Origin of the sequence: Actinomadura sp. RB99 (assembly GCF_014706005.1) — a bacterium.
In the GTDB taxonomy this organism is placed as follows: domain Bacteria; phylum Actinomycetota; class Actinomycetes; order Streptosporangiales; family Streptosporangiaceae; genus Spirillospora.
Map to the genome: position 1 here is coordinate 1 of NZ_JABMCA010000035.1, position 16,087 is coordinate 16,087.

The 16,087-nt window shown below is 74.0% G+C and carries 15 protein-coding genes and 1 pseudogene; 8 read left to right on the forward strand and 8 right to left on the reverse strand.

Going from position 1 to position 16,087, the window contains the following annotated elements:
- On the reverse strand, positions 1-2,347 hold a 2,347-nt coding region (locus tag amrb99_RS27585), incomplete at its 3' end, for an AAA family ATPase (protein ID WP_190861344.1).
- 240 nt (positions 2,348-2,587) lie between these two features.
- Here amrb99_RS27585 and amrb99_RS27590 point away from each other — a divergent pair.
- The gene (locus tag amrb99_RS27590; protein WP_190861346.1) at positions 2,588-3,169 is read left to right on the forward strand and encodes a hypothetical protein; all 582 of its coding nucleotides are present in this window, start codon (positions 2,588-2,590) and stop codon (positions 3,167-3,169) included.
- Complete coding sequence (locus amrb99_RS27595; protein ID WP_190861349.1) at positions 3,166-4,197, forward strand: hypothetical protein; 1,032 nt, start codon at positions 3,166-3,168, stop codon at positions 4,195-4,197. The genes amrb99_RS27590 and amrb99_RS27595 overlap by 4 nt, the downstream gene beginning before the upstream one ends.
- A gap of 59 nt (positions 4,198-4,256) precedes the next feature.
- Here the strand turns inward: amrb99_RS27595 and amrb99_RS27600 are convergent, their stop codons facing one another.
- Positions 4,257-4,712 (reverse strand): MarR family transcriptional regulator, encoded by a 456-nt coding sequence (locus amrb99_RS27600; protein WP_190861542.1) that lies wholly within the window; start codon positions 4,710-4,712, stop codon positions 4,257-4,259.
- A gap of 126 nt (positions 4,713-4,838) precedes the next feature.
- Here amrb99_RS27600 and amrb99_RS27605 point away from each other — a divergent pair, with 126 nt between their 5' ends.
- From amrb99_RS27605 to amrb99_RS27615, 3 genes are all read left to right on the forward strand, one after another.
- Entirely contained in the window at positions 4,839-5,516 is a 678-nt protein-coding gene (locus tag amrb99_RS27605; protein ID WP_190861351.1) for a hypothetical protein, read from the forward strand.
- The gene (locus amrb99_RS27610) at positions 5,506-6,990 is read left to right on the forward strand and encodes an MFS transporter (protein ID WP_190861353.1); all 1,485 of its coding nucleotides are present in this window, start codon (positions 5,506-5,508) and stop codon (positions 6,988-6,990) included. Before amrb99_RS27605 ends, amrb99_RS27610 begins: the two co-directional genes overlap by 11 nt.
- A gap of 170 nt (positions 6,991-7,160) precedes the next feature.
- Entirely contained in the window at positions 7,161-7,961 is an 801-nt protein-coding gene (locus amrb99_RS27615; protein ID WP_190861355.1) for an alpha/beta hydrolase, read from the forward strand.
- Positions 7,962-7,990: 29 nt separating this feature from the next.
- Here amrb99_RS27615 and amrb99_RS27620 read toward each other — a convergent pair whose 3' ends face one another.
- Positions 7,991-8,482: an Lrp/AsnC ligand binding domain-containing protein gene (locus amrb99_RS27620; RefSeq protein WP_190861357.1), complete on the reverse strand. Its 492-nt coding sequence runs from the start codon at positions 8,480-8,482 to the stop codon at positions 7,991-7,993.
- A 101-nt stretch (positions 8,483-8,583) separates the two neighbouring features.
- Here amrb99_RS27620 and amrb99_RS27625 point away from each other — a divergent pair, with 101 nt between their 5' ends.
- Positions 8,584-9,555 (forward strand): pyridoxal-phosphate dependent enzyme, encoded by a 972-nt coding sequence (locus tag amrb99_RS27625; RefSeq protein WP_190861359.1) that lies wholly within the window; start codon positions 8,584-8,586, stop codon positions 9,553-9,555.
- A gap of 14 nt (positions 9,556-9,569) precedes the next feature.
- Here amrb99_RS27625 and amrb99_RS27630 read toward each other — a convergent pair whose 3' ends face one another.
- Together amrb99_RS27630 and amrb99_RS27635 are read right to left on the reverse strand one after the other, a co-directional pair.
- Positions 9,570-10,337: an SDR family oxidoreductase gene (locus amrb99_RS27630; RefSeq protein ID WP_190861361.1), complete on the reverse strand. Its 768-nt coding sequence runs from the start codon at positions 10,335-10,337 to the stop codon at positions 9,570-9,572.
- A gap of 86 nt (positions 10,338-10,423) precedes the next feature.
- A complete protein-coding gene (locus amrb99_RS27635) occupies positions 10,424-11,182 on the reverse strand; it encodes a glucose 1-dehydrogenase (protein ID WP_190861363.1) in 759 nt (252 codons plus the stop codon).
- A 155-nt stretch (positions 11,183-11,337) separates the two neighbouring features.
- Here amrb99_RS27635 and amrb99_RS27640 point away from each other — a divergent pair, with 155 nt between their 5' ends.
- The gene (locus amrb99_RS27640; RefSeq protein ID WP_190861365.1) at positions 11,338-12,186 is read left to right on the forward strand and encodes a helix-turn-helix transcriptional regulator; all 849 of its coding nucleotides are present in this window, start codon (positions 11,338-11,340) and stop codon (positions 12,184-12,186) included.
- Positions 12,187-12,231: 45 nt separating this feature from the next.
- Here the strand turns inward: amrb99_RS27640 and amrb99_RS27645 are convergent.
- A pseudogene (locus amrb99_RS27645) lies at positions 12,232-13,542 on the reverse strand (MFS transporter); the annotation flags it as partial.
- Between the two features lie 54 nt (positions 13,543-13,596).
- Positions 13,597-14,526 carry a LysR family transcriptional regulator gene (locus amrb99_RS27650; RefSeq protein ID WP_190861367.1) on the reverse strand — a complete coding sequence of 310 codons (930 nt, stop codon included), beginning with the start codon at positions 14,524-14,526 and terminating at the stop codon, positions 13,597-13,599.
- Between the two features lie 167 nt (positions 14,527-14,693).
- Between amrb99_RS27650 and amrb99_RS27655 the strand changes: the two genes are divergently transcribed.
- On the forward strand, positions 14,694-15,236 hold the full coding sequence (locus amrb99_RS27655) for a hypothetical protein (protein ID WP_347256892.1): 543 nt from the start codon (positions 14,694-14,696) through the stop codon (positions 15,234-15,236).
- Positions 15,237-15,293: 57 nt separating this feature from the next.
- Here amrb99_RS27655 and amrb99_RS27660 read toward each other — a convergent pair whose 3' ends face one another.
- Entirely contained in the window at positions 15,294-16,034 is a 741-nt protein-coding gene (locus amrb99_RS27660) for an MBL fold metallo-hydrolase (RefSeq protein WP_190861371.1), read from the reverse strand.
- Between the last annotated feature and the right edge of the window lie 53 nt (positions 16,035-16,087).

The window sequence follows — 16,087 nt, forward strand, 5'->3', positions numbered from 1 at the left end:
TGGCCGATATTGCAGGCGTTGCCGTGCCGAATCTCGCGGATCCGCGGACGTTCGCCGCCGCGTCGGCGGCGGCGAGCACCGCGCCGAGGCGTTCCAGCCGGGCCGACGCGTCCTCCAGGGCGGCGGCGTCACCGTCCCGCAGGCCGCCGGCGTGCGCGGCGGCGGCGGGCGCGAGCGGGCCGTCCACCTCGGAGGCCAGCTCGGCGAGGCGCCCCGCGACGCCGGCGTCACCGAAACGGGCGGCGGTGTGCAGCGCCGAGACCTCCAGCGCGGGCTGACCCTGCGACGCGGCGAGCACGGCCGCTCGCCTGGCGGACGCGGCGGCCTCGCTGACCGCGCCCTCGGCCGCCGCCACCCACGCCTCGGCCAGCAGGACGTCCGGCGCCATGAACACCAGCGACGGGTGCTCGGCGGCCCGGGCCCGCTCCAGCGCCCGCCTCGCCTCGGGCGCGTCGCCCGTCATCGCGAGCGCGGGCGCCAGCCGCAGCGGCAGGCAGAACGCCCAGCCGCCGGGGTCGGCGCCCTCGATCCCGGCGACCGCCTCCCGCAGCAGCCGCACGGCGCTCCTCACCTGCCCGCGGTCGCGCATCACCTCGGCGTAGGCGCCGCCGGCGAACAGGTACCCGGCGCCGGGAACGGCCCGCGCCGCCTCGTGGAACCGCCGCGCCGCGTCCTCGGCGTCGTGCAGCCGGCCGGCGAGCCGCAGCGCCCGCACCCACGCGTCGAACCCGCCGATCCGTACCTGGCCGGTGCTGTAGGAGACGGCCAGCGCCTCGATCCTGGCCATGGCCTCGCCGAGGCCGTCGAGGCGGCCGAGCCCGCAGCACGCCGCAGCCAGCCCCCACCCTGCCAGCGTCACCGCCTCCGGGGACGACCCCGACGCCATGACGGCGCGCGCCGCGGCGGCGGACCTCCCGGGGCGGGCGAGGAACGCGTCGAAGACCGCGCGCATCGCGGTCAGCGCGTCGCGCGCGGCCGGGTCGCGGACGGCGGCCTCCGCCTCGGCGAGAACCGCCTGCGCGTCGTCCGGGCGGGCCAGAGTCCAGAACAGGTTCCCGGCCCGCGGCAGCGTCGCCCGGACGCGCTCGGCGTCGTCGCCCGCGAGCGCCTCCAGCGCGGCCAGCTCCTCCTCGGCCTCGGCGCCGTTGCCGGACCATGTGAGCGCGTAGCCGAGGACGAGCCGCACCGCCGGTCCGCCGCCCGCCCGCACGGCCGCCGCCGCGAGCCGGGCCGCCAGCGCGAAGTCCAGCATTTCCAGCGCGGTGCCCGCAGCGGCGGCGAGGACGTCCGCGTCGTGGGGAAGGTCGGAGTCGAGCATGAGCACGGCGCGGCGGAGCGTGTCGTCCGCCCGGCGCGCCCCGGTGCCCGCCAGTGCCCGGGCGATGCGGCCGCGCCACCGGCGCGCGCGCAGCCGCCCGCATGACGCCCGTTTCACCTCCCCGTACAGCGGATGCGCCAGCCGCGCCTGCTGGCGGCGGCCGTCCGCGCGGACCTCGACCAGGCCGCGCGCCTCCGCGTCCTCGACCGCCGCCGGGTCGGTCAGCCGCGCCAGCAGCGGCACGCCGAGCGGCTCCCCGAACGCCAGCGCGTCCAGGACGTCGCGCTGCGCCGCGGTGAGCCGCCCCATCCGGGCCCTGATCAGGTCCGTCAGGCCGGGCGGCAGCGCGGGCCCGGACCGCCACCGCCACACCCCGTCCACCTCGCGCAGCCGGCCGGCGTCCAGCTCACCGTCGACCAGGTGCCGCAGGTAGAGCGCGTTCCCCTGGGTGACCGTCCACAGCCGCGCCGCGTCCCGGCTGTCCACGGGACCGCCGAGGACCGCCTCCAGCAGCCGCGCCGTCCGCGTCGAGGGGAGCGGCCGCAGCTCCAGCCGGGTCAGGTGCCCGTCCTTCCACAGCGCGGTGACCACGTCCGGAGCCGGCTCCCCGGCGCGCAGCGTGAGCACGCCCCGCGCCGCGCGCCGCTGCACCAGCTGCTGGACGACGAACGCCGACAGGTCGTCCAGCAGATGGGCGTCGTCGACGCCGACGACCGCGCCGCCCGGGCCCGCACCCGCCAGGACGTCCGTCGCCCGGCGCACCAGCTCCGCGGGATCGCCGCCGGTCTCGCCGAGCAGGGCGGCGAACGCGCCGAGCGGGAGCGTCCTCGCGGCGTTCGACGCGGCGGCCCAGCGGACGGCGGCACCGCGCCGCTCCGCCGCCGCCAGGGCCTCGCGCGCGAGCCGCGTCTTGCCGACGCCGGGAGGGCCCGCCACCACCACTCCGGCGGGCCCTTCGCGCGCCTCCAGAACGCCGGTGATGTACCGCAGTTCCTCATCGCGCCCGGTGAGCGGCCACCCGCGCCACATAGGCGGGACAGTACCCACGCGTCACGCAGGGGAGCCCCTTGGACACTGACCGGCTTCGGCCGTTCGCGCCCGGCGGGGGCCTGCGACGGCCCGATCCGGCCGGAAGACGAGTAGTCCGCTACTCATGCGCATCGGGACCGCCACGCCCATGCTTGCCTCACGCGAGGCGGCGATGGCCCGCCGCCGACAGGGCGACCGGCGCGCTGGGGGCGCGCCGTCCATCAAGGGAGGTCGGAAGGCATGTCCGGGTGGTATCGGCAGCGGTTGCCGGCGGCCGCGCTGGCGCTGTGCCTGGCGTGCGCCGCGTGCGGGGGCGGCGACCACGGCTCGCGAGGTGCGAGCGGGGCAGGCGGGGGATCGGTGGGCGGTTCGCAGCCGGGCGGCCACGGGCCGGGGGCGGGCGGCCCCGGCGGTCCGGGCGCGGGCAACGGAGACGGCGGCGAGGCTCCCGGCAGCCCGATGCGCGTCCCGGAGCTGGACAACCCGCCGGTCAGCCAGAGAGCTCCCGAGAACATCCGGGAGGTGCTCCTGGCGCAGCTGGCCCCCATCTGCCGGAGCCACGGGTGGACCCCGCCGTGCGTCGACGTGGAGATCCACCATGAGGACCTCGGCAACCCCGACAAGACCCTCTGCCTCGGCGACCACCTGGACCCGGCCGAGGGCGCGCCCCTCCGGCGGGGCCAGACGATCGTCATCGTGACGGGGGAAGGGCCGTGCCTCGACGGCGGATCGCCCGATCCCGGGCCGCCGGATCCCGGGTCGCCGGAACCGGAGAGCCCGCCGCCGGACGGCGGGTCGCCCGCGCCCGAGGCGTCCTCTTGACGGCCGGCGCCGAGCACACGGCGGCACCGCCCGGGGAGCGGCCGCCACCGGCGCCGCCTCGGCCGTCTCCACCCGCCCGGTCGCCCGCGTCCGCCCCGCCCGCGCCGGGGACGGAGGGGGAGTCCGGCGCCGCGGAGAACGAGAGCGCCTACACGTCGGGGCTGCGGAGGTTCGGCGACGTCCTCCGGTCGGTCGTGGCGCCGACGGCGCTGGCCTCCGCGCTGCTGTACTACTTCGGCTGGAACGACGTGAACTGGTTCTTCCAGTACTTCGGGGTGAACGCCAACGCCCTGAACTTCACGACTGTGGACTACCTCATCTACAGCGTCGACGCGCTGTACGTCCCGCTGACGGTCGGCGCGCTGGCCGGGCTGGTCGCGGTGTGGGCGCATCTCCTGCTGCGCGGACGCGTCGCCACCCGGTTCGGGCCGCGCGTCCCCGCCGTCCTGCTGGGGTGCGTGGCGCTGACCGGGCTCGTGCTGGGCGCTGTCGGCGCGCTCAGCCTCGTGGTCCGGACGCCGCTCAGCGCGCATCTGGACGCGGCGCCGCTCGGCCTCGCGGGCGGGGTGGTCCTGGTGGCCTACGCGGGATACCAGTGGGGCGGGCCGGTCGCCGGGCGGGCAGGCGCGTTCCAGGAGGCGGCCGTGCAGTGGACGATCGTCTACACCCTCGTGGCGGTCAGCCTCTTCTGGGCCGCGACGGACTATTCGGCCGCCGTCGGGACGTGGCGCGCGCACCGGCTCGTCGACCGTCTCGCCACCTACCCCGACGTCGTCATCTACAGCCTGCACGGGCTGAGCATGAGCGCGCCGGGTGTGCGGGAGACGCGCTGCGAGGGACCCGAGTCGGCCTTCCGGTACCGCTACGACGGCCTCAAGCTGGTGATCCGCTCCGGCGACCAGTACTTCCTGCTGCCCGCCACATGGCGGCCCGACGGCGGCACCGCGTTCCTCATACCGCGCGACTCGTCACTGCGGCTGGAATTCCGGCGGGCCGCCGCACGGCCCGTTCCACCATCCGCCTGCTGAAGCGCGGTCAGGCCGTTCATACGCGCGAATCCGCGAGACCCACAGCACCCTGAAAAGGCTCAGTGCTCCGCGTCGAGGAGTCGTGACAGCAGGGCGATGAATTGGCGCCGCTGGGCGGCCGTCAGGGGCGCGAGGAATTCGTCCTGAATGCCGTCGATGACCTTGTCGAGTTCGAGGAGCCGTTCGACGCCCGCCGGTGTGATCGTGACGATGTTCCGCCGCTTGTGGGCCGGGTCCGGCGCGCGCTCGACCAGGTTGCTCGACTCGAGCCTGGTCATGGCGGCGGTCACGTCGCTGCGATCGATCCCGGTCCGGCGGCCGAGGTCGGCCTGACTCTGGGGCCCCCACTCCTCCAGGGCGGCGAGGAGCCGGTAGTGGTAGCTGCGCAGTCCGTCGCCATGGGCCTCGAAACCGGCGCCGAGCAGGCCCGATGCGCGGTTGTGCGCTCGGCTGACCAGCCAGGTCGCGCGTCCTTCGAGCCGGGCCGGAGTGCTGCCGGGGTCGTGATGGGTCATGGGCACCCGGCAAGCCTAACAGTTGTGGGTTGAGCCAACACTCGCTATGTTGGCCACACCAACACAGGTGGGGCGTGTCGCCGGACCGCCGACCGTCCCGAATTCCGTCGCCAAGGAGATCTGACCGTGAACACTTCGCCGAAGAACGAGCCCGGCCGCGTTCTCGTCATAGGCCGCAGTCCCAGCGTGCTCCTCGCCGCCGTCGACATCCTGCGAGCCAAGGGCTATTCCGCGGACGCCACGAACCGGTTCGACAAGGTCCTCGACGACTACGATGGCGCCGACATCGACATCGTGGTCTTCGGCGGCATGGTCCCCGCCGACGCGAAAGGACACCTGCGCGAGGCCGTTTCCGCGCGCAACCCGGACGTGACCTTCATCCAGGGCCTCGCCGGGATCGCCGGCCTCATCGCCGCCCAGGTCCAAGCCGCCACCTCGGCCGGAACCCCCGAAAGCGGCCGAGCCGCCTACGACGCCGCGCAGCGCTCGGTGCGGCTCACGCTCGACGATTCCGCCACCGTCGCCGTCGAGGCATGGTGGGGCACGTCCTTCGTCCCCCCTGAGCCCAAGAGCGCATCGGAACTCGTCTTCCACGGCCGGCTCGACGCGGGGACGCACACCATCCCGCTCCCCGACCATGTGCCGCCCGTCGCGTCCTTCGCCGCCGTCACCGTCGGCTCGTCCGTCCAGGTGTTCACCGTCGGCGCCATGCCCGACGCCGTCACGCGGCTCGCGCCCGCCTCGGCCGCCGACGACCGGCTTCCCCAGGTCGGCCGCGTCACGACCGGCACCGATGACCGGTAACGCGACCGCGGCGGTCGCGGATCCGGTCCCGAACCGCCGGCTCGGCGTCGCGACGTGGGTCATCGCCTTCGCGCGGTTCCTCGTCGTGCTCGACGGCACGATCATGATCGTCGCCCTCCCGAGCATCCAGAGCTCGCTGAAGATCTCCCCGGCCGACCTGAACTGGGTGGTCAACGCGTACTCGCTGACGTTCGGCGGGCTGATGCTCGTCGCCGGGCGGGTCGGCGACGTCTACGGCCGCAAGCGGGTCTTCAGGACCGGCCTGGTGCTGTTCGGCGCGGCCTCGCTGCTCGGCGGGCTGGCGCCCACCGGCGGGGCCCTGATCGCCTTCCGCGCCGCCCAGGGCATCGGAGCGGCGATCGCCACCCCCGGCGCGCTGTCGCTGCTGGTCGCCACCTTCCCCGAAGGCAGGCCCCGCGCCAGGGCCCTCGGCCTGTACGGGGGGATGACCGGGCTCGCCTCGGTCATGGGCCTGGTGCTGGGCGGCGTGCTGACCACCTATGCCAGCTGGCGCTGGGTGCTGCTGGTGAACGTCCCGGTCATCATCGGGGTCCTGCTCGGCGTCGGCGCCCTGGACGAGGGCGAGCCCGCCGAGCGGGGCAGGATCGACATCCCCGGGGCGGTCACCGCCACACTCGGCGCCGGCTCGCTGGTGTACGCGGTGGACAGGGTCGGCGACCACGGCTGGAGCGACGCGACGGTCGTCGGCTGCCTGATCGCCTCCGCCGTGCTGCTGGCCGCCTTCGTGGCCGTCCAGCGCACCGTCCGCGCGCCGATGGTCCCGCGCGAGGTGGTCGGCGACCGCGGCCGGGTCGGGGCGAACATCGTCACCCTGCTGATGTCGACGGGCAGCTTCGCCACGTACTTCTTCCTGACCCTGTACATGCAGCAGGTGCTGGGCTACTCCGCGCTGCGGACCGGCCTGACGTATCTGCCGCTCGCGGTGGGGTTCGGCATCGCGGCCGGCGGCGTCGGCCCCCAGCTGCTCGCCCGCACCTCGGAGAAGGCGGCGCTGTCGCTCGCCCTGGCGCTCGCCGCCGCGGGCACCGCGTGGTTCGCCTTCCTGACGGCGCACTCGAGCGTCTACGCGATGGTGATGCCGGCGTCGCTGGTCACCGGCCTGGGCCTGGGGGCCACCACCGTCGTCGCCACCGGAATCGGCGTCCGCGGAATCGACGGCTCCGAGGCCGGCATCGGCTCCGCGCTGCTCACCGCCGGCTCGCAGATCGGCGGCGCGCTGGGACTGGCGGGGCTGGCGACCGTCGCGGTCACGACGACGCGGCACGCGGCGAAGGGCACGGCCCCGTCGGACGCGCTGGTCCACGGCTACACCGCGGGCTTCAAGGTCGCCGTCGGGCTGTACCTGCTCGGCATCGTGGTCTCCCTGGTCACCATCACGCCGTTCGCCGGACCGCGAGGATCGGCGGGCACGACGGCCAAGGTGACCGAGGACGGTGCCGGTGAGCTCGCGTAACCGCTTCAGCGCGCTCGGTCGCGAGGCCGGGTGACGCGAGGCAACCCAGTGCGTCGTGCCGGCCGCGCACCGAAGAGGAGGGAGGGCCGTCAGCGGCCGGTGCGCCGCCGGTCAGCGGCCGCCGACAGAGTGCTGTTCATCGAGGCAAGACACCCCACGGAGGTTGGATCATGAACGGCACCAGCGTCACCGGTACCCGCGGCGAGTTCTTCATCGACGGCCGCCGGCTGTCCTACCGGGACTTCGGCGGGACGGGCCGTCCGCTGCTGGCCCTGCACGGCCACCTCTACGAGGGCGAGACGTGGGAGCGGCTGGCCCAGGCGCTGGCGCCGCAGTGGCGGGTCATCGCGCCGGACCAGCGCGGGCACGGCGACTCCGACCGGGCCGCCACCTACACCCGCGAGGACTACGTCGCCGACGCGATCGCCCTGCTGGACCACCTGGGGATCGAGGAGGCGGTGACGCTCGGCCACTCCGGCGGCGGCATCACCGCCTTCCAGATCGCCGCCCGGCACCCCGAGCGGGTTCCGGCGATCGTCAACGTCGAGGGCCCGGTCTGCGACCTCGACGAGGGGCCGAGCGCACTGTCGTTCGTGCTGTCGATGCCGTACACCGCCCCCGACCGGCAGGCGCTCCTGGACGCCATCGGCCCGCTGGCCCCGATGCTCGGCGACAAGCTGCGTCCCACCGCCGACGGCGGCTGGCGGCTGCCGTTCCACCCGCAGGACACCATCGCCTCAGAGCAGGGCACCCACGGCGACCACTGGGCCGACTGGACCGCCACCTCCTGCCCCGCGCTGTTCGTGCACGCCCGGGACAGCCAGGTCATCACCCCCGAGGAAGGCCGCGAGATCGTCGCCCGGCGTCCCGGCACCCGCCTCGCCCAGTTGGACGGCGACCACTTCGCCCACACCACCGACCCGGACGGTTTCGCCGCCGCCGTCAAGGAGTTCCTCGACACCCTCGGCTGACGGGACCGTTCCCGCTCATGGCCGGCCGTCTAGGGCCGTGGCGCGGGAAGTGGAAGAGCAAGGCCGGTCTTGACGGTGTCGAAGACGACGAGGGTCTCGTAGCGCCTGATGTTGTCGTCGGCCTTGAAGAGGCGGTCACCGAGGCGGCCGCAGTCGCGCATGCTCCGCGCGGCCAGGACGACGACGTAGTCCCATGGCCCCGCGACCCGGTAGCACTGCTGGACCTGCGGGTCGGAGTGCATCCGGTCGGCGAAGGCGCGGTGGTGCTCGAAGGACTCCCTGTCGAGGGTCACCAGGACCGTGGCGAGGACGGTGGGGCCGAGGCGGTGCGGGTCGAGGACGGCGACCTGCCTGCTGATGAGGCCGTCCTTGCGGTAGCGGGCGATCCGCCGCTGGACGGCGCTGGGGGAGAGCCCGACCTGGTCGCCGAGGTCGTGCAGGGTGCGCCCGGCATCGTGCTGGAGCAGGTCCAGCAGCAGGGCGTCGATCTCGTCCAGGCGCAGGGGCGGTGATTCGGGCACGCAAGATTATTGCGTGACGGTGCGAATTCTCTCAATCGCATCGAGCATGAGTTCGAATAGCGTCGGCCGGGTCCGCAGGCCTCCGAGGGAAGGCGACGAGCATGGACCTGGACGCCGCACGGATCGAGAAGGCGGTACGGGTGATCGATCCGGTGTTCCTCGACACCCCGCAGTACCTCGACGAGCAGCTGTGCCGGGCGCTGGGCGGCCGGGCGGTGACGGTGAAGCTGGAGACGGCCAACCCGGTGCGCAGCTTCAAGGGCCGGGGCGCCGATCTGATGCTGAGCACGCTCGCCCCCGGCACCCCGGTGGTGTGCGCCAGCTCGGGCAACTTCGGCCAGGCCGTCGCCTACGCGGGACGGGCCCGCGGGATACCGGTCGAGGTGTTCGTGCCCGAGACGGTCAACCCCGCCAAGCGGGAGCGGATGGAGACCTTCGGCGCCCGGGTCGTCGCGGCGGGGGCGGACGGCGCGGCGGCGCGGAAGGCCGCAGCCGACCACGCCGAACGCCGTCCCGACCGCGTCTACCTGCAGGACGGTCTGCAAGCCGCGATCGCCGAGGGCGCCGGGACGATCGGAGTCGAGCTGACCAAGGGCGCGCCGCACGGCCGGGGCTTCGACGCCGTCGTGCTCCCGGTCGGCGACGGCGCGCTGATCAACGGCGTGGCGCGCTGGATAAAAGAGCACGCGCCCGCCACCCGGATCGTCGGGGTCAACGCCGAAGGCGCCCCCTCCATGCTGGAGAGCCTGCGCGCCGGCCGCGCGGTCCGTCTCGACCACGTCGGCACCTTCGCCGACGGCATCGCGGTGCGCGCACCACTGGAGGCCGCGGTGCGACGGGCCCGCGCCCTGGTGGACGAGATCGTCCTGGTGCCCGACGAGGCCATCGCCGCGGCCATGGAGCTGGCGGCGCGCACGCTCGGGATCCTCCTGGAACCGGCGGGGGCGGCGGGCCTGGCGGCGATCGCCGAGGGCGCGGTCGCCGGCGACCGGGTGGCGACGGTGCTGACCGGCGCCAACCCGCGTCCCGAACAGGTCCGGGAGCTGGCGGCCAGGCTCGCGCGTCCCGCGTAGGCGCCTCCCGCACGTCAGATCGCGGTGAAGCCGCCGTCCGCCGCGACCACCGCCCCGGTGACGAAACCGGAGCGCGGCGATGCCAGGAAGCAGAGCACTTCGGCGATCTCCTCGGGCTGCGCGACCCGGCCGAGGGGCTGGGCGCCGGCGAACGAGGCCAGGTACTCCCGGCTGTCGGGGCGGAAGGCGTCGAGGAAGTCGGTTTCGATGACCCCCGCCGCCACGATGTTCGCCCGGATGCCCAGCGGTCCGCCCTCGACGGCGAGGACCTTGGTCAGCTGAGCCAGGGCGCCCTTGGACGCGCTGTAGGCGGCACCGTCGGGCAGCGCGACGGTGCCGGCGTAGGACCCGGTGCTCACGATCGCCCCGCCTCCTCGGTCGCGCATCGCGCGGAACGCCTCGCGCGCGAAGAGGAACGACGCCCGGGCGTTGACGGCCATCACCGCGTCCCAGTCCCGCGCCGTCGTGTCGGTGATCGGCTTGTTGAGGGTGCGTCCGGCGTTGTTGACCAGGATGTCGAGCCCGCCGAAGGCGCCGACGGCCTCCCGTACCGCGTCGCGCGCGGCGGTCTCGTCGGTGACGTCCCGGACCAGGGGCCGGACGCCGGGGAACTCCTCGGCCAGTTCGTCGACCTCGGGCCGCCGGTCGACCGCGACGAGCCGCGCGCCTCGGCCGTGCAGCAGCCGGACGGTCTCCCGGCCGACGCCGCGCGCCGCCCCGGTGACCAGGGCGATCCTGCCGGCGAACTCGGCGGTCCCGGTGGACGGATTCGCAGATGCCATTGTGCCTTCCTTCGATTCACCGCTGTCGGGTGTCAGGGGCGGACGCGAGGACGCGGTGCCCCGCGTTCCGATCGGCGGCCTGCCGGTCAGTGCGCGGTGAGCCCGCCGTCGACCACGAGTTCCGAGCCGGTGACGAACGACGAGTCGTCGCAGGCCAGGAAGAGGAAGGCGGGCGCGATCTCGTCGGCGCGGCCGGCCCGCCGCATCGGGGTGCGCCGGATGTCCGGCTGCCGGTCGCCCTGCTCGTCCAGGACGTCCTGGATCATCGGCGTCGCGACGACGCCGGGATGCACCGAGTTGACCCGCACCCCCTGCCGCGCGTACTCGACCGCGGCGGTCTTGCTCAGCAGCCGGACCGCGCCCTTGGACGCCTGGTAGGCCGCGGCGGCGCCGCTCCCCACCAGGCCGAGCACCGACGAGGTGTTGACGACCGACGCGTTGCCGCTCTCGCGCAGGAGCGGCATCGCCGCCTTCATGCCGAGCCAGGTGCCCTTCTGGTTGACGTCGATCACGCGGTCCCAGGCGTCCTCGCGCGTGTCCTCGATGCCCGGCCAGTCCACGATGCCGGCGAGGTTCACCAGCACGTCCAGCGTCCCGAAGCGGTCGCGCACGAGGGCGATCACCTCGTCCCACTCCCGCGCGGACGAGACGTCCAGGCGCGCTTCGACGACCTCGGCGCCGCGGGCCCGGACGCGGCGGGCCAGGTCCCGCAGGGGCGCCTCGGCGATGTCGGTGATCACCAGCCGGGCGCCCTCGCGGGCGAAGAGCTCGGCCGTCGCGGTGCCGATGCCGCCGGTCGCGCCGGTGATCAGCGCGACCCTGCCGGCGAGCCGCCGTCCTGTCATGGATGTGCCTCCCGATTCCGCGTCCCGGCTCCCCGGTGGAGCCAGGACTTGTTCTCCACCGAGTCTGCGCAGGTCAGCGGGCATCAACCAGGACGCGTGCTGCCTGGGTGCAGCGCACCCAGGCAGCACACTGGGCCGCCGCATAGCCTGGATTCATGGATGGCAACCACCTTGGCGATTTCCTGCGCGCGCGCCGCGACGGCCTGCGTCCAGAGGACGTCGGCATGGCGAGCTACGGCGCCCGCAGGGTGGCGGGGCTGCGCCGCGAGGAGGTCGCCGTCCTGGCCGGTGTGAACGCCGACTACTACACCCGCCTGGAGCAGGGACGGGAGCGCAACCCCTCACCCCAGGTGCTCGATGCCCTCGGCCGCGCCCTGCACCTCGACGCGGACGCCCGAGCGCACCTGTTCCGGCTGGCCGGGACGGCCCCGGAACTCCCGCCCTCCGCCCGCCCGGCCGAGCAGGTCAGCCCGGCGCTGCGCCAGCTGATGGACGGCTACCCCGCCGCTCCGGCGTTCGTCATGAACCGGACCCTGGACGTCCTCGCCGCCAATGCCCTGGCCGACGCCCTCTACGCGCCGTTCGAACCGGCCGACAACCTGGCGCGCATGACCTTCCTGGACCCCGCGGGCCGGACGTTCTACACCGACTGGGACCGGGCCGCGCAGGCCGCCGTCGCCAACCTGCGCCAGGCCGCCGGCTTCGACCCCGACGACCCGCGGCTGCGCGAGCTCGTCGGCGCCCTCACCGAGCACAGTGCGGACTTCACCCGCCTCTGGAACTCCCACACCGTGCGCGGCAAGACCCGGGACGCCAAGAACTTCCTCCACCCCGACGTCGGTGCTCTCACGCTCACCTACCAGGCCTTCGACGTCCGCGACGCCCCTGGCCAGCAGCTCGTCATCTACCACGCCGAGCCGGGCAGCCCGAGCGCGCAGTCCCTCGAACTCCTCGGCACCGTCCACGCCACCCGTCGCCAGGCGGCCTCCCGTTTCCATCACTGAGCAGCCGCCGAGCGTCTGAAGGCGCCGCCCAGAGGACGCGGACGGTCAGGCCGGGGTGGTGGCGGGGACAGGGACCAGCCGTCGGTCCGTCGATTCGCGCAGCCACAGTGCCGTGGTGAGAGCGGCCACCAGGGCCGCGCACCCGCAGATGACCAGCCCCAGCGAGTACCCGTGCGAGAGCGCGCGGAGCGCGGCGGGCGCGGCTCCGGGGATGGACAGCACGGCGAACGGGCCGCCGGCGGACGCGGCGTGGTCGGCGGCCGCCGCCGTACCGGGGTCGAGGCCCGCCAGGCGGTGGGGGAGGTCGGAGCCGGCGGCGCCGAGCGCCACGGCGCTGACGATCGTGGGCCCGATGCACATGCCGAAGTCCCGGGCGGTGCTGATCGCGGCGCTCGCCATGCCGGTGGCCGAGAGCGGGACCGCCGAGATCGCGGCCGAGGTCATGGCCGACACCACGAACAGGAAGCCGACGCCTTCCAGCAGGAGCGGCCCGACGTGCGCGCCGAGGGAGGAGGTCGTGACCGGGATGGCGGCCAGCCAGAACTCGCCCGCGGCCAGCAGGAGGAGGCCGCCGGTGACCAGCCTGCGGGCGCCGAAGCGCCGCATGGCCTTGGGCAGCGCGGGGCCGAGGACGCACGGCACGCCCTGCAGCACGATGAAGAACGCGGCGGCGGCGATGCCCGTCTTGTGCTGCAGGGCGCCGGTCCGGATGCTCAGCACGTAGACGCTGCCGAGGAAGGAGAACATGCCGATGACGGCGGCGAGCGCGGCGGCGCCGAAGGCGGGGACGCGGAACACGGCCAGGTTCAGCATCGGCGCCGGCACCCGGCTCTCGATCACCACGAACGCCACCAGGCCGGCGGCCCCGATCACCAGCATGACGATCACCGGGGCGGACCAGTTGCTCCCGGCGCCCTGCACGATCCCGTAGAGCAGGCAGAACAAGCCGACCGCGATGCTGCTCTGCCCCGCCCAGTCCAGCGACCGGCCCTCGGGCCGGCGGGACTCGGCGGCCAGCAGCGCCGTCGCGAGCATGCTGAGCACGGCCAGCGGAGCGATCGCGTAGAACGACGCGTGCCAGGAGGCGTTCTCGCTGAGCGCGCCGCTGGTGATCACGCCGAGCACGGTGCCGATCGACATCGACAGGGTCCACAGGGCGACGCCGCGGGACCGCTCGTCGTCGTCGCGGGCACTGGCGACGGCGATGGCCAGCGACGTCGGGATGAGCGCGCCCGCGCCGATCCCCGCGATCGCCTGCCCGGCCCACAGCAGGTGCACGCTGTGCGCCGAGCCGGCCACCAGGGAACCGGCGCCCAGCAGTGCCGTGCCGGCCAGCAGGACCCGGCGGCGGCGAGCGTGCCGCCGGCCGACCGGGGTGGTTTCGACATGGCCGCCATCATGTGGCCGCCGTCACGCGTTGTGAAATCGATCCTTCATATGCTCGGCATCGATCGCCTGGATGCGGGCGCCCACCCGGGCCGCCGTCTCGCGCAACCAGACGTGCCCGGCGTCGCGGGCGTGCAGCGGATGCCACCACAGCGCCTCCCGCAGCGGCACCGCCGCGAACGGGCAGGGCAGCACCTTGACGGGAGCGGTCGCCTGGCGCGCCAGCCTCTCCTGCATGAGCGCCACCCGGTCGGTGCCCGCCACGAAGTTCGGCAGCATCTGGAAGCACTGCACCGAGACCTCGACCCGCGGGCTCACCCCGATCATGCTGAGCTGGCGGGTCACCGGCGCGTCGTAGGGCCGCTGGTAGACCGCCCACGGCAGGCGGGCCAGATCGTCGAGGGTGAGCAGGTCGGGCCCGCCGGCGTCCACCACGCACACCCACCGGTCCTCGAACAGGTCCAGCGAGGGGATCCCGTCGATGATCCCGTGCGGGAGCAGCAGCCCGTCCACGCCGCTCAGCGAGGTCGCCGGGTTCTCCACGATGGCGGGGGTGCTCTGCTGCAGGCTGAGCCGGACGCCGGGCGCCTCGTCGTGCAGGACGCGGGCGAGTTCCGCGCCGAACACGCTGGTGCCGTAGTCGGACCCGAGCAGCGTGAACTCCCGTGTCTCGGCGGCGGGGTCGAACCGCGTCTGGCTGGCGAACACCCGCTCCAGCAGGTCGCAGGCGGCGGCCGTGCGCTCCAGCAGCGCGGCGCCCAGCGGCGTCAGCTCGTAGCCGCCGCCGACGCGGGCCAGCAGGTCGTCGTCGAAGTGCCGCCGCAGCCGGGCCAGGGAGGCGCTCATGGCCGGCTGGCTGAGGCCGAGGCGCCGGCCGGCCCGCGTCACGTTGCGCTCCTCCAGCAGCGCCCGCAGAGCCACCACGAGGTTCATGTCCAGGCGGGCCAGGTTCATGGCATCCATCTTATGGATTACCTGCATACGAAAAATCGATTTCCCTGATCAAAGTCATGGCGGCAGAGTAGCTCGGGCAGCCGGGCCACCGCGGCACCGAACTGGTCCTGCTCGGCACGGCCGGAGGGCCGCCGCCCCTCGCGGCCCGCACCGGCATCGCGTCCGCGCTGGTCGTCAACGGCCGCACGTACGTGATCGACGCCGGACGCGCGGCCGTCACCCGGTTCACGCGGGCCGGCCTGTCCATGCCGTCCCTCGCAGCGGTCTTCGTGACGCACCTGCACGCCGACCACACCGTGGACCTGTTCTCCTTTCCGCTGCTCAGCGAGACGGAGGGCGGCGTGGTCGTCTTCTCCGGTGACACCGCCCGCACGCCGAACATCCCCCGTCTCGCGGCCGGCGCGGACATCCTCGTCCACGAGGCCTACCACCGGGAGGCCGTCGCCGCGATCGGCTACCCGCCCGCCGTCGTCGAGCACATCGGGGCCGTCCACACCGAGGTGGGCGACCTGGGCGCGGTCGGCGCCGAAGCGGAGGCCCGGGGCGTCGCGATCAGCCACATCTCGCCTGCCGACCCGAACGTCCTCTCGGACGCCGCCTGGCAGAGGGCCGCCGACCAGAGCGCCCGGAAGGCCCGTTACGGCGGCCGTATCACGCTGGGCAACGACCTCGATCGCTTCCCGCTCGCCAAGCCCGGAAAGGGGAAGTGACACGTCCGGCATGGTCCGCCGAGCCGGCCGGCGAACAGTGCGGAGCCGGGCAGGGACTCAGAGCGTGACGCTGAGGCCCTCTTCGGCGACAAGGACGTCCCCGCCGAACTCCGCGCGGGCGGCGGCCGCCGACGCCGCCCGGTTGTTGCCGGGCCAGAAGTGGGTGAGCATGAGCCTCCGGGCGCCCGCCCGCTTGGCCCAGTGGCCTGCTTCGGCGGAGGTCATGAGATTGCGCGTGGGCTGTTGCGTCTCGCCGTCCCTGTCGGTGGCCTCGACGATGAACAGGTCGCTGTCACGACCGAGCTCGACGAGCCGCGACGTGGGGCCGGTGTCCCCGGAGTAGGCCACGACGCTCTGACCGGCCCGCAGGCGGACACCGGCATTGGGCACATAGTGCGGGAGCGAGAGGCCGGTCAGCTCGAACGGGCCGACGCGGTAGGCACCGGGAAGCGGATGCACATCGAAGACCGCGTTCAGGTCGACGTCGGGTTCCAGTCCTTGGAGGCGGTCGAGCACGCCGGGCGGGCAGTACAACGGGATTCTCGGTTCCCCGGCCTCGCCGTAGTGCCGCATCCGGAACAGCCCATGCAGGTCGACGCAGTGATCCGGGTGCTCGTGGGTGATGGCGACGGCGTCCACGCGACCGTCCGGCCAGTGCGCGAGCAGCCGCGGAAGCGTGGCGTAACCCAGGTCCAGCACCAGCCGGTAACCCTCCCAGTCCACTGCGAAACCGCTGCAGGCGCGGCCAGGCTCGGGAAAGGCGCCGCAACTGCCGAGCACGGTGACTTCGCGTCGCATGTCAGGCTCCTTACAAGAGGTGGGACGTTGACCGGGCCGGGGGAGGACCCGCA

Excerpts from the sequence above, each read along its gene's own strand:
- amrb99_RS27630 (WP_190861361.1), bottom strand. The coding sequence starts at position 10,337 with ATGGCATCTGCGAATCCGTCCACCGGGACCGCCGAGTTCGCCGGCAGG.
- amrb99_RS27635 (WP_190861363.1), bottom strand. The coding sequence starts at position 11,182 with ATGACAGGACGGCGGCTCGCCGGCAGGGTCGCGCTGATCACCGGCGCG.
- amrb99_RS27650 (WP_190861367.1), bottom strand. The coding sequence starts at position 14,526 with ATGAACCTGGCCCGCCTGGACATGAACCTCGTGGTGGCTCTGCGGGCG.
- amrb99_RS27640 (WP_190861365.1), top strand. The coding sequence starts at position 11,338 with ATGGATGGCAACCACCTTGGCGATTTCCTGCGCGCGCGCCGCGACGGC.
- amrb99_RS27625 (WP_190861359.1), top strand. The coding sequence starts at position 8,584 with ATGGACCTGGACGCCGCACGGATCGAGAAGGCGGTACGGGTGATCGAT.
- amrb99_RS27615 (WP_190861355.1), top strand. The coding sequence starts at position 7,161 with ATGAACGGCACCAGCGTCACCGGTACCCGCGGCGAGTTCTTCATCGAC.
- amrb99_RS27600 (WP_190861542.1), bottom strand. The coding sequence starts at position 4,712 with ATGACCCATCACGACCCCGGCAGCACTCCGGCCCGGCTCGAAGGACGC.
- amrb99_RS27660 (WP_190861371.1), bottom strand. The coding sequence starts at position 16,034 with ATGCGACGCGAAGTCACCGTGCTCGGCAGTTGCGGCGCCTTTCCCGAG.
- amrb99_RS27610 (WP_190861353.1), top strand. The coding sequence starts at position 5,506 with ATGACCGGTAACGCGACCGCGGCGGTCGCGGATCCGGTCCCGAACCGC.
- amrb99_RS27590 (WP_190861346.1), top strand. The coding sequence starts at position 2,588 with ATGTCCGGGTGGTATCGGCAGCGGTTGCCGGCGGCCGCGCTGGCGCTG.